The sequence below is a fragment of the Pseudomonas mediterranea CFBP 5447 genome, from assembly GCF_000774145.1.
Taxonomy (GTDB): domain Bacteria; phylum Pseudomonadota; class Gammaproteobacteria; order Pseudomonadales; family Pseudomonadaceae; genus Aquipseudomonas; species Aquipseudomonas mediterranea.
In genome coordinates, this window is record NZ_KN322987.1 from 456177 (window position 1) to 469454 (window position 13278).

Here is a 13278-nt window from a genome sequence, read left to right on the forward strand (position 1 = left end):
CTACCGCTCCTCGACCGCCTGCAACACACCGCAGGCCTCAGGCTTTTTTGCGAACAACCTCTGCGGCAACAGGAAGTAAGCCAGCGCCGGCAACAGGATCAAGGCGCCGAGCATGTTCACCAGGAACATGAACGCCAGCAGGATGCCCATGTCGGCCTGGAACTTGATCGGTGACCAGGCCCAGGTCGCTACGGCGATGGCCAGGGTAATGCCGGTCAGCAGCACCACCTTGCCGGTGAACAGCAAGGCGCGGTAATACGCCTCGGACAACGAGGCACCGGCACGCATGTGCGCCAGGATGATGCTCAGCACGTAGAGTGCATAGTCGACACCGATGCCTACGCCGAGGGCGATCACCGGCAAGGTGGCCACCTTGACGCCCATACCGAGACCGACCATCAGCGCTTCGCACAGAATCGAAGTGAGTACCAGCGGCAGCACCGCCGCCAGTACCGCGCGCCAGGAACGAAAGGTCACCCAGCACAGCAGGATCACCGCGCCGTAGACCCAGAACAGCATCTCGTGCATGGCCTTCTTCACCACGATGTTGGTCGCCGCCTCGATCCCGGCGCTGCCGGCAGCCAGCATGAACTTCACTTCCGGCAGTTTCTGTTGGGCGATGAACGCTTCGCTGGTCTGCACCACCCGTTCCAGGGTGTCGGCCTTGTGGTCGGCCAGGTACACGTAGAGCGAAAGCAGCGAACAACCCTGGTTGAACAGCTCGCGCGGTGCCCGAGTCTGTACGGCGCCGAGGGCACCGTCGTTGGGGATCAACTCGTACCACTTGAAGTTGCCCTCGTTGTAACCGGCGGCGGCAACTTTACTCATGGCGGCCATGGAGTTGGTGGATTCCACACCTGGCAACTGCTCCAGCTGCCAGGCCAGCGAATCGACTGCGGCCAGGGTCGGATAGCGGGTGCACTGGTCCTCCGGGGTTTTCACCATGACCACGAAAATGTCCGAGCTGGCTGCGTAGTTCTGCGTCATGAACGCCGCATCACGGTTGTAGCGTGAGTCTGGACGCAGCTCCGGCGCGCCGGGATCCAGGTCGCCGATCTTCAGGTGCAGGCTGACGGCAAACCCGCCGGCCGCCAACGCCAGGCCGACCAGGCAAGCGGCAATGGCCCAGGAACGCCGGGTAAACAGGTCGAGAAAGCTCCACAATGGATGCTTGGTGTTCGCGCTCAACTCGGCGGTTTCCGCGCGCAAGCTGCGGGCAGCGGCCTTGGCTCCGACGCCGATGTAGCTGAGCAGGATCGGTAGCAGGATCAGGTTGGTGAAAATCAGCACCGCGACGCCAATACTCGCGGTGATCGCCAGGTCCTGGATCACCTGGATCTTGATCACGATCAGCACGGCGAAACCCACCGCATCGCAGAGCAGCGCGGTCATGCCGGCGGCGAACAGGCGGCGGAAGGTGTAGCGCGCCGCGACGACCCGGTGCGTGCCGCGACCGATGTCCTGCATGATCCCGTTCATTTTCTGCGCGCCGTGGCTCATGCCGATGGCAAACACCAGGAACGGAACCAACGCCGAATACGGGTCCAGATCGTAGCCAAGGGTGGCGAGCAGGCCGATCTGCCAGAGCACCGCCACCAGGGAGCAAAGCACCACCAATGCCGTGCTGCGGGCACAGCGGGTGTACCAATAGAGCACTGCCACGGTCACCAGCACGGCGGCGGCGAAGAACAGCAAGACTTGTCCCAGCCCGGCGATCAGGTCGCCGATGATCTTGGTGAAGCCGGTGATGTGGATCTGGATGCGCTCGTTCTGGTATTTGTCGCGCAAGGCTTCCAGTTGCCGGGAAAACTCACCGGCGTCCAGCGCCTTGCCGGTGGCCGGGTTGATTTCCAGCAATGGCACGAAGATCACGCTGGACTGGAAGTTGCCGGCCACCAATTGACCGATCTCGCCGGAACGGGCGACGTTGGTCCGCACCTCCTCCAGACTGGCCGGCGAGCCGTCGTAGCTGTCTGGAATCACCGTGCCGCCATCCAGGCCGTCTTCGGTCACGGCGGTCCAGCGGGTGGTCGGCGTCCATAAGGACTTCATGTAAGGCTTGTCGACACCGGGCAACAGGTAGATCTCGTCGTTGAGTCTGGCAAGGGTGTCGAGGTAATCCTTGTCAAAAATAGTGCCCTCCTTGACCGCCACGGCGACGCGGATCGAGTTGCCCAGGCCGCTGAGTTCGCTGCGCTGTTCAAGGAAGTTGGCCACATAGGGATGAGACGTCGGGATGGTTTTCTCGAAACTGGCGTTGAGACCGATCTTGCTGGCCTGGTAACCCAGTACCAGGGTCACCAGCAGGCACAGCAGCATGACCCAGGGCCGGTGGTTGAAAATCGCCCGTTCGCCGAGGTTGCCGGAACGCGGATCGAAATCCTCCAGGCGGGCCATCACCACTTGCTGTTCGAGGGAGGAATTATGGTCGTTCACATCGGACTCCAAATACGGCCGCATGGGCTGTGCAAATAGCGCTCTGGCCAGTAGGTTCAGCGTTGTGCCGAGACAAGGGCTTGATCGAGACGGGTCAGCCCGCCCAGCCCGACGCAGACCAGGCTGCCATCCGGGGCGGCCACCAGACCGGCGATCGAGGTACCGGCCGGGCCGGAAAGATGCCGCAAGCGACTGCCTCGACCGGAACTGAGCAACAGGTCACCGGCCTGGCTGGCCAGGAGCAGCGCCCCATCCTTCAGTTGAGTACCGGCGGACAAGGCCACTTCCAGGCCGGTTTCGATGCGCCGCCAACTGCTCCCCTGGTCACCCGACCAGAACGCATTGCCGCGCAGACCGAAGGCGATCAGTTCGCCGCTGGCACTGCTTTGCAGACCGAAGAAACTGCCGTCATAGGGTGATTCGAGCGCCTGGAAGCGGCTGCCGTTGTCCTTGGATCGCAACAACAGGCCACGCTCGCCGACGATGAACAGTTCGCCCCCCATTGCGCGAATGCCGTACAGGTTGAGGCCCTCGGGGTTGTCCACCTGCTGCATCCACGGTTTCCAGGTCCCGCCACCGTCCACGGTATGCAGGATCAGGCCATAGGCGCCGACCACATAGCCGTTGCGACGGTCGCTGAAGTACAGGTCGAGAAACGGCTTGTCCGGCCCGTCCGCGACCAGCCGTTCGGCGTCTTCCACATGCCTGGCATCGCCGCCCTGTTGTGCGGCAACCAGCGCCAACTGTGCCGCCGCGACGCCATCGAGTTGCTTGGCCCAGGTTTCGCCGCCGTCAGTGCTATGCAGCACCACGCCCATGTGACCGACGGCCCAGCCCTGCTCGTCATCGACGAACTGCACCGCCGTCAGGCTGACACTGACCGGCACCCGTGCCTGACGCCAGCTCTGGCCGGAATCATCTGAGAGCAGGACGATGCCGCGCTCGCCGACCGCCACCAGCCGATCGCCTGCGCGAGTCACCGCCAGCAATGCAGCGTGGGTGGCCTTGGCGCTCTGCAATGCCGCCTGGTCGAGCAAGGCAATCCGGGGGCTGGCCGTTGTCCAGCCCGACATCAGCAAGACCGTCAGCGCCAGGATCACCGACAACGCCCGCCCGAGTGAAAAGTTACCGTTCATATCCCGCTCCACCCACCACTCAAGAGTTATCCAAACGCAACGCGCCGATGCCAGGGCCCCGGCGCGTTGGGCAACGACTCAACGCGAACTGTCGTTGGCCATGGCGTCAGGCGTGAAGAACGAAGATGGCGGACGCGGGTAGCTCTGGTACTGCACATCCAGGTCGTTGGCTGCGGAGTTGAGGAAGTAGGCACCGGTCTCCAGGTTGTAGCTGCCCCACGACATCTGTGCGGTGAGCGCCGGCATTTCCGGGGCCAGCAGGGTCAGCGAGTAGTTGGTGCGACCCAGTTTGCCTTGGGCGTCGTAACCGTCCACCAGCAGCACTTGCCAGGAGTCCTCGTCGACGTAATAGGTGCGTTTTGGCACCACGTGACGCTTACCGTCCTTGAGCGTGGCGTTCACCACCCAGACCCGATGTTTTTCCCAACGCACCAGATCCGGGTTGAGGAAGTTCGGCTTGACCAGGTCGTCGCTCTTCGCCGCGGCCGCACGATTGTTGTTGTAAGGCACCAGCAGTTCTTTCTTGCCCACCAGCTTGAGGTCGTGACGGTCGGTCGGGCCGAAGACCATGAAAGCCTCGTCGAAGAAACCCACTCCCGAGGTGACGAAGTCCGGCGTGTCATAGGCAATGTTCGGTGCACGCCTCACCCGACGCTGGCCGACCAGGTACTGCCAGGCGGCACGTTTTCCGGGGTCCATGTCCCAGTGGGTCATCAGGCCTTCGCCGGCCTTGGACGATGGCAGCTCAGTGGCCAGCTTGCCGATCAAGAACTTGCCTCCGAAGGTTTCGAGGCTGCCCTCCTTGAAGTAGTAAGGGTTCTGGTACCAGAAGCGTGCGCGGGTGGCCTGGATCTTCTTGCCGCCGGCGGTCATCAGCCAGGTGTCGAACGGTGAGTAGAAGGTGTCGGCGCCTTGCCAGGACAACCGATAGTTCCACAGCACCTCGGCACCGTTCTGTGGCAGTGGGAACGGAATCCCGCCATAGGCGCCGCTGACTTTTTCCGAGTCCACTTCGAGGGTGGCGCGGGTCGCGTTTTTCAAGGTGTTGTCATACACCCATTGCGGCGCGGCGGCGCTGCGGTGAGTCGGATAGACGTCGAGGCGATACCCCGGGTACTTCTGCAGCAAGGCTTTAACGCCGTCGGACAACTGATCGGCGTACTGCGCCATGTTGGCCGCGCTGACCGAATACAGCGGCTTGTCGGCGGCAAAGGGGTCGGCACGTTTGTCGCCGTTCTTGTAGCCTGCGGGCGCTGTCGTATAGCCCCCGGTCCACGCCGGAATGCTGCCGTCCTTGTTGCCCGCGCGCTCGGCGCCCATGGGGGTGAGGTCGGTATTGAGCCGTGCGGCCTGATCAGGGGAAACCGCCGCCTGCACCACGCCGGCACTCAGCAAGGCAATGGCCAGGGCCGACAGACGCAAGGAAAATTGGCTTTGCATAGGGGATGAAACCTCTTATTAGAATGTGGTTTTCACGTACATGGAGACGAAGTCACGGTCGGCCAGCGATTGCGCATAGCTGAAATTGCCCGCCTCGTTCAGCCCTGCCGCGGCCTTGCCGAAGAAGTTCACGTAGTTGATGCCGAAGTCCCAGCGCTGCAGGTAAGTGGCCTTGAGGCCAACGCTCCAGTCACCGGCGTGGGAGTTGCCGAAACCGCCCTTGCTGACGGCCGAGGAGCGACCGTCGAGACCCACGCCAAAACCCACCGGTACGCTCAGGTCGAGACCGTCGGCCACCTGGAAGTAAGCCGGTTCGGCCAGTACCCGCAGCGCGGTGGCATCACGGGTGGTGTTGGGGTCCAGTGCCCCGGGGTTGTCGGTCACGCTGAGGGTGCGGTTCCAGGCCAGTTCGGCAAGCACCGAGCCGCCGTCCCACAACGCGCCGGGCGACAGCAGGTAGATCGTCGACAGGTTCACGTGCGCGGTCTTGCCCTTGGCGTAGAGCGCATCACCGTTGTTGTCCGCCGCGGTGCCCGGTGTCACCACCTGCAGGTTGCTCACCAGCGGTGCGTTCCAGCGCACCGAGGTTTCGCCGGCGAAGTTGAACGGGCCATAAGCCGTGGAGAAGCTGGCGCCGACGGTCTTGATGTCTTCGGCGTAGACCTGGCGATAGGAATTCAGGATCGGCAACCCTGTGGCGGCCGCCGCCGCACCGTCCAGGTAGGCATACAGCGCACTCGGGGTCTTGTCGTGGTATTGGGCGGCATAGAAGCCCAGCTCCAGTTCGGTGCCTTCGGGCTTGAAGCGCAGTTGCAGGCCGCCCTGGCCCGAGTTCTTGGCCTCGATATCGGGAGCATGGACGGTGGTGTTGCCAAACACCTCGGTCCAGTCCCCTGCCCCTTTGCCGATGCCATCGTTGTCGCTCAGGTAGCTGCCCGCCCCTGGCACATTGGAACGCTCCCACTCGAACTGGTAATAGGCCCCGACGGACAACTGTGGGTTGATCTGCAACTGGCCGGACACTTGGTTGACCGGGCGCAGGATTTCCTTGAACTGGGTTCCCGGTACGCTGAGCAACTTGACCACGTCGGTGGGGCCTTGTGCAGCGGCGATGCCGTTGCTGCCGTAGAACAGGCTCTCGCCATAGATCAGGCTATGCCGGCCCAGGCGCAGGGTGCCTTGGCTTGCGTCGCCGACATCACCGCGCAGAAACACGAAGGCATCCAGCAGTTCGGCGTCGCGCCCATGCAGTTCCCGGGTATCGCTGAGGAAATGCGGGTTCGCGCTGTCGTCGGTGTCCTTGTTATAGATATCGTCGTACCAGGCCGCGCCGCTGAGACGCAGGCCGTAGTTTTCCCGACTCAGGTCCATCTCACTGAACAGGTCCAGTCGATTGGAGACCAGGCCGCGACTGAAATTCCTGTCGCCCTGCCCCTGGATCGAAGGGTACAAGCCACCCGCCGTGGAGGCGTTGGTCAAGTGGTCATCGGCACCTTGCAGGCGCCAGGCCTGGCTGTATTTGATGGTGTTGTCCCAGCGCAGGCGCCAGTCACTGTCGCCCAGGTCGATCTGTGCGGCTTGGGCCTGGGAGGCCAGCCCGGCGAGGCACACCGAGAGTGCCAGGGTGGAACGCTTGAAGCCCGGATAGCATCGAGTGTTGTGCATGATGTTCCTCATTATTCTTGTTGTTTGGAAACGTGTGGAAAACGACCGGCCATGAGCGGCCCGCAAATGCGCAGGCGGGGTTCCTCGTTCAGATGTAGGTGGACGCCAGGCCGCCATCGACCGGCAGGTTGACGCCATTGATCCAGCGGGACTCGTCCGCACTCAGGAAGGCGATGGCAGCCGCCACCTCATCGGCATAGGCCGGACGCTTCATGCGGTGCGCATCGGCCTCGACGCGCTCCTGGCCGAGCATGCTGACGAAATCACCGAGGATGGGCGTGAACACCGGGCCCGGCGCCACGCTGTTCATGCGCACCGAGGTCTGCAGGAACCAGGGCTGGGCCTGCACGTAGTTCCAGACGATCAAGGCTTCTTTGAAATACTGGTAGCAACTCTGCTGGGGCACCGGGTGTTGGGCCAGCCAGGCTTGTCCCTGGAAGAAACTTTCGGTGCGGGCCAGGGCCTTGTGCAGCTCCAACCGCTGCGGCCATTGCGCACCGAGGATCGAGGCCACGTTGACGATGCTGCCACCGGCACTAATCCGCGGCAGCACCGCCGCGCAAAGGTGGCGCAGGCCGAGATAATTGACCTGGGCCACCAGTTGCGGATCGGCAGTCCCAGGCACCCCAGCGATATTGCACAAGCCGTCGATCTGATCCGGCAAGCGGCGCACGGCCGCATCGATGGCTTCGGGGTGACTGAGATCGGCCTGGACGAACTCATCCAGGCTCAGGTTGGGCTCGTTGCGATCCATACCGATCACGATCGCTCCGTAGGCACGCAGGGTTCGGGCGGTCTCGGCGCCGATGCCCGAGGAGACCCCGGTCACGACAATCCTTTTGCTGGTCAGCTTCATACGGATTTCCCGGTTCGTGCTTGTACTGCCCTTCCGAGGACGGCAGCCAAGTCGTGTTGTTATTGCCGAACTAGTTAAGATCGGTAACTAGTTGTAGCAAGCGATGTGCCATCTCTCGGCAACGACCGGGCGACCGCTCAAGCACGCGGCATACAGGCGCTATTGATAAAAAAACGGCGTGATGCGGGAAAAACGAGGGCCGAAAAAAGTGATGATTTCAGCAAATTCATGCTGCACTATGCGGATTATGATTACTCATATTAAGGATTTCCGATGGCAGACAAGCTGATCTCCCTGGCCGAACTCTCCGGCGGAGTCCGAAAGAAACACGTGCGCGGCGCCAGCGAACAATTGCCGCCCGGCACGGCCCCTACCCTGCAGGATCTGACCGAATGCCTGATGTTCAGCCCGGGCGACGGGCGCATCTGGCTCAACGGCGCACGCATGCTGTTGATGCACAGCAGCGGCGTCGGCGCACTGCGGCGGGAGATGATCGAAAGCATGGGCCTGGCCCGGGCCCGAGGCATCCTGCTGCGCACCGGCTACCACTGCGGTGCGCGGGATGCGGCATTGATCAAGGAACGCTTCCCCGAGGCTGACTTCCTGGCGCTGTTCGCCGCCGGCCCGATCATCCACGCCATAGAAGGCGCGGTTAAAGTCGAGCCGGTGCATTTCGAATTCGATATGAACCTGGGCACCTATTACGGTGAGTTCCTCTGGCACCACTCCAGCGAGGATGACGAGCACATCGCCCAGTTCGGCATCGGCACCGAGCCGGCGTGCTGGATGCAGACCGGCTACGCCACCGGATACACCTCGGCGATGGTCGGTCGTTTGATCCTCTACCGCGAGGTCGAATGCCGCTCCACCGGTTCCAGCATCTGTCGGCTGATCGGTAAACCCGCTGAAGAGTGGGATGATGCAGAAGAAGACCTTGCTGCCCTGAAAGCCGAACCTTTCGTCAGCAGTGGCGGGCGTAGCACGGTACCTTCCAGCCCGGGCGGCAAGGGCGTGTTGCCGCCCGGTCCGCAAGCCGATGCGCAACCGACCCAGGACGGCGACATGGTCGGCATCTCCTCGGCATTCAACGCTGCCTGCCACATGCTGCGCCGAGTCGCCCCGACCCAGGCAACGGTGCTGTTCACCGGTGAATCCGGCGTCGGCAAGGAAATGTTTGCACGCATGCTGCACCGCATCAGCCCGCGGCACGATGCGCCTTTTGTCGCGATCAACTGCGCCGCCATTCCCGAAAACCTGATGGAGTCGGAGCTGTTTGGCGTCGAGCGCGGGGCCTTCACCGGGGCGACCCAATCCCGCGCCGGGCGTTTCGAACGCGCCGATGGCGGCACCCTGTTCCTCGACGAAATCGCCACCCTCAGCCTGGTCGCCCAAGGCAAACTGCTGCGGGCCTTGCAGGAAGGTGAGATCGAGCGCGTCGGCGGCAGTCGTACCTTGAGGGTCGATGTGCGGGTGGTCGCCGCGACCAACGTCGACCTGCGCGCCGCCGCCCAGCACGGCGAGTTTCGCGAAGACTTGTTCTTCCGCCTGAATGTCTTCCCGATCCACCTGCCGCCCCTGCGCGAGCGCAAGGAAGACATCCCGCTACTGATGACCCACTTCCTGCACCGCTTCACCCGTCATCATGGCCGGCAGATCAGCGGCTTCACCCCACGCACGGCCGACACCCTGCTCGCCTATGACTTTCCGGGCAACATCCGTGAACTGCAGAACCTGGTAGAGCGCGGCGTGATCAGCGCGCCGGATGGCGGCGCCATCGACCTGGCCCATCTGTTCACCAGCGGCGAACGCCTGGCGCAGCCGATGTTCTCCATTGGCACCCGCGGTCAACTGGCGGCCGCCCCGAATGACCCGGCCGCCCCTGCGCCTGCCGCGCCGGCCCAGGCCGGCAATGACGCGATCCAGGCCCTGTTCGGTGGCAAGGACTTGAGTCGGCTGTCGCTGCAGGAGATCGAGGAAACGATGATCGACCATTGCCTGGCCGAGGTGAAAGGCAACGTTTCCGAGGCCGCGCGCCGGCTTGGGCTGACTCGTGCTCAATTGTCGTATCGGCTGTCGCGGCGTTCAGGGGGAAATTGATTATCCATGGGGGAGAGTATCTGTGGGAGCAAGGCTTGCCCGCGATGAAGTTAACGCGGTCTGTCCTGAAACCGAGGCACCCTCATCGCGGGCAAGCCTTGCTCCCACGGTACTCTCGCCAAAGGCTCATCCCGACTCTGATTCGTGCTGGATGAAACAACGCCCAAACATGCCGAGGGCCACGTCGACCCGTTGGCCGATCTGCTCGTCGGACCAGCTTTGCTGCACGCCCAGGGTGAACAGCTTGAGTGGTTGCGAGATCAACAACGCATCGATCAACTCGACCGCCGGCTCGACATCCTCCTGAACCAGAAGCCCCTTGCCCGCCGCCTTGTCCAACCAGCTGCGCAACAGGCCCAGGCATCGCTCGGCGCCTTCCTGGTACCAGATCCTCGCGATGTCCGGCGCAGTCTCGCGCCCTTGCACGGCCATCAAGTAGAGTCCCAGCGCCAACGGCGACAAGGTCAGGCGCGCCCACAGGGTCAGGTACATGCGCAGTTCGCTGAGCAGATCCTCGGCGCAATCGATACCGCTTTCCAACAACAGCTCGAGGGTCGACAGGTCCCGGGCCACCAATTGCGACAACAGCACTTCCTTGCTCGCCACCAACTGGTACAGGGTTTTCTTCGAGATGCCGGCGGCGCGGGCGATGGTGTCCATGGTGACGTTGGCGAAGTTGCCACTGCCGAGTATCTGCGCCGCCGCGTCGAGCAACAGGCTCATCTGCTCCTCGCGACTGCGCAGCGGCGGCCGACCGCGCCTGACGGCCTGTGGGGTGGTTTCAGGCATGACGGGGCCTGTTGATCGACATGGGGCAAGTATCCTGGCAAGCATCATTCAAACAGACAACACAATAACCTGTGGCGAGGGAGCTTGCTCCCGCTGGGCTACGCAGTAGCCCCTCCGGGTCTTGGCGACTGCTTCGCAGTCGAGCGGGAGCAAGCTCCCTCGCCACAATTACTCTTAAAGGCCAAACGGTTTGGGGGCGTCGCTCAGGAAAGCACCGTTGCGCAAGCGCTATCGGCTTCCACCGCCACACCCGCGAAAGCCCCACGCAACGCCTCCTCGATGAACTGCCACGCCTCCTCCGCAGAAGCATCCGGCCCCAGGTGAGTGAACATATGATCGCAGCCGGGAAACATTCTCTCGTTCACCGCCACACCGGCCTGACGCAGTTTCTCCCCATAGGCCTGGCCTTCGGCGCGCAGGATATCGTACTCGGCAGTGATCAACGTGGCGGCAGGCAGGCCGCGCAGTGCCTCGACCGGTGCCAGTAATGGCGAGACCAGGACATCGCGGGCCTGGGCCGGGTCGCTCAGGTAACACTGGTTGAAGAGGCGCATCAGCCCCGGGCCGAGCAGCGGCTTGTCGATCGTCGAGCGCTTCAGCTCAGGAGCCTGGGAGACGTCCAGCGCCGCATAGTCGATGACTTGGTGCACGACTCGGAATCGCTCGTGCCCTCGCGCCAGATTCGCCAGACCGGCCGCCAGATTGCCGCCAGCGCTGTGCCCGCCGACAGCGATGCGCTGTGGGTCGATACCCAGCGTCGCGCCCTGCCCGGCCAGCCACTCCAGCACCTCGAAGCTCTGGCGTAAACCCGCCGGAAAGGGATGCTCGGGGGCCAGGACATAATCCAGATTGACCACCAGGCAACCCAGGTTATGGGCCAGGCGTCGGCAATAGCTGTCGTCGTGTTCCGGCACTCCAGCGACGAATCCACCGCCATGCAGGTTCAGATACACCGGGAGAGGTTCCCCAGGCGACGTATCGGGCCAGTAGAACAGCGCCCGCGCCGGCCCCCAGGCTGTCGGGATGTGCCGCTCCTCTACCGTGCGCGGCGGATAAAGTGCCGCGTCGTAGACGAACTTGGCCTTCATGCGCTTGGCAAGGGCACGCAGCAGCTTGGCCTTGAGCGTTTGCAACAGGTTCATGATCAGGCTCCCAGATGGCTCAGTTGGCCGTCAGCAAGTGGTCGAGCAGGCCATGGATCATCGGGCCGTAAGGCGCGCGCATCGCCAGATTGGACTCACCGATAGCGCTCTGCACCACCACCGCCTTGGCATGGCTGAAGGTGCGGAAACCATAGACACCATGATAGGCGCCCATGCCGGAGTGACCGACCCCGCCAAAGGGCAGTGCCTCGAACAGCACATGGCTCATCACGTCGTTGATCACCACGCCGCCCGACGTCGTGCGCTCCAGCACCTGCTCGCGCTCATGCGCATCCTCGCCGAAATAATAGGCCGCCAACGGCCGAGGCTGCGCGTTGACGTAGTCGATGGCCGTGGCGAAGTCGCGATAGGTCTTGATCGGTAGCAACGGACCGAAGATTTCCTCGCGCAGTACCTGCATCTGCTCATCGGGATCGAGCACCAGGGTTGGGGCGATCTTGCGGATCTCGCGGTCGCTCAGGTCTTCTTGCGCAGGGTTGATCTCCACCAGTCGCGCGCCCTTGGCTTCGGCATCGGCGAGGTAACCGCGCAGACGATCGAAGTTGCGCGGGTTGATGATCGACGTGTAGTCAGCGTTGCTGCGCAGGGTCGGGTACATGGCGCTGACGAAACGAATCGCCTCGCCGACGAAGTTCTCCAGCCACTCTTCCGGTAGCAACACGTAGTCCGGGGCCAGGCAGATCTGCCCGGCGTTGAAGGTCTTCACCGTCAGGACCCGCTGCACCACGGTAGCCAGGTCGGCACTACGGGAAACCAGCACCGGAGATTTGCCACCCAGCTCCAACGTCACCGGCACCAGGTTGTCCGAGGCGGCACGCATGATGTGTCGGGCCACCGACGTACCGCCGGTAAAGATCAGGTGGTCGAAGGGTTGCGCACTGAACAGCGCCCCGACCTCGGCATCGCCCAGCACCGTGCAGAGCTCGCGCTCGTCGAAATAGCGGGCAATCAGCTCGTCGATCAACGCCGAGGTACGCGGGGTCAGCTCCGAAGGCTTGAGCATGGCCCGGTTGCCGGCAGCGAGAATGCTCGCCAGCGGCCCGAAGGCCAATACGATGGGGAAGTTCCACGGGCTGATCACCCCCACGACGCCCAACGGCTGGTAGTCAACCCGGGCTTCGCAACCGGGGAACGGGGCCGGATGCGTCTCCGACTGCATCCACTCGGCCAGGTGCTCGCGGCAATGCTTGAGGCTCGCCACCGAACCGGCGATATCCGACAGCAGCGTCTGTTCGCGACTGCGGTTGCCGAAGTCCGCGGACACCGCCGCGACGATGGCTTCACGGTTTTCCAGCAACAGGGCAATCGCCCGATCCAGACGGTCACGGCGCAACGCCAGGCTTGCGGGCCCTTCGTCCAGGTGGGCCTGCTTCATTCGTGCGAGGGCGGTAGCCAGTTGTTCGGCGGGAGCCGCTGTAGCGTGGTGACCGAGAATACTCATGGCGTGGATACCTGCTGGTGGAATTGTTATTAGCCAGTACTAATACCGGGCAAGCAGGCACCTCTGCCGACTTGCAGGGTGGAGTATGACAAAAAACAGGACAAAGGAAACCCATAGGTTTCCTTATTTTTTGCAGGCTGATGAATGGCCGTCAAATCCGGAAAGTCATGGCTTACAGCATCTAAAGACGGATTATGTCGCGCAAGTGAACAACCAGCTCCCGTCGTCATCCGACGACCTGGCCTCTCGGTTGAA

At 63.0% G+C, this 13278-nt stretch carries 9 protein-coding genes; 1 reads left to right on the plus strand and 8 read right to left on the minus strand.

What is annotated here, in order from left to right; translation table 11 throughout:
* The 5 genes from N005_RS22150 to N005_RS22170 form a co-directional block, all read right to left on the minus strand.
* Positions 1-2397, minus strand: a complete 2397-nt coding sequence (locus tag N005_RS22150; protein ID WP_047704103.1) for an efflux RND transporter permease subunit — start codon at positions 2395-2397, stop codon at positions 1-3.
* A gap of 95 nt (positions 2398-2492) precedes the next feature.
* Complete coding sequence (locus N005_RS22155; protein ID WP_047703133.1) at positions 2493-3572, minus strand: WD40/YVTN/BNR-like repeat-containing protein; 1080 nt, start codon at positions 3570-3572, stop codon at positions 2493-2495.
* Between the two features lie 78 nt (positions 3573-3650).
* On the minus strand, positions 3651-5012 hold the full coding sequence (locus tag N005_RS22160; RefSeq protein ID WP_047703134.1) for a DUF1329 domain-containing protein: 1362 nt from the start codon (positions 5010-5012) through the stop codon (positions 3651-3653).
* An 18-nt stretch (positions 5013-5030) separates the two neighbouring features.
* Positions 5031-6677 carry a DUF1302 domain-containing protein gene (locus N005_RS22165; RefSeq protein WP_047703135.1) on the minus strand — a complete coding sequence of 549 codons (1647 nt, stop codon included), beginning with the start codon at positions 6675-6677 and terminating at the stop codon, positions 5031-5033.
* Positions 6678-6765: 88 nt separating this feature from the next.
* Positions 6766-7533, minus strand: a complete 768-nt coding sequence (locus tag N005_RS22170; RefSeq protein WP_047703136.1) for a coniferyl-alcohol dehydrogenase — start codon at positions 7531-7533, stop codon at positions 6766-6768.
* 273 nt (positions 7534-7806) lie between these two features.
* Between N005_RS22170 and N005_RS22175 the strand changes: the two genes are divergently transcribed.
* Positions 7807-9630, plus strand: coding sequence for a sigma-54-dependent Fis family transcriptional regulator (locus N005_RS22175; RefSeq protein WP_047703137.1), 1824 nt, complete (start codon positions 7807-7809; stop codon positions 9628-9630).
* A 126-nt stretch (positions 9631-9756) separates the two neighbouring features.
* Here N005_RS22175 and N005_RS22180 read toward each other — a convergent pair whose 3' ends face one another.
* The 3 genes from N005_RS22180 to N005_RS22190 all read right to left on the minus strand — a co-directional run bounded on the left by N005_RS22180 (position 9757) and on the right by N005_RS22190 (position 13023).
* Positions 9757-10419 (minus strand): TetR/AcrR family transcriptional regulator, encoded by a 663-nt coding sequence (locus N005_RS22180; protein ID WP_047703138.1) that lies wholly within the window; start codon positions 10417-10419, stop codon positions 9757-9759.
* 203 nt (positions 10420-10622) lie between these two features.
* Positions 10623-11561 carry an alpha/beta hydrolase gene (locus tag N005_RS22185; RefSeq protein ID WP_052126448.1) on the minus strand — a complete coding sequence of 313 codons (939 nt, stop codon included), beginning with the start codon at positions 11559-11561 and terminating at the stop codon, positions 10623-10625.
* Between the two features lie 19 nt (positions 11562-11580).
* On the minus strand, positions 11581-13023 hold the full coding sequence (locus N005_RS22190) for a coniferyl aldehyde dehydrogenase (RefSeq protein ID WP_047703139.1): 1443 nt from the start codon (positions 13021-13023) through the stop codon (positions 11581-11583).
* Between the last annotated feature and the right edge of the window lie 255 nt (positions 13024-13278).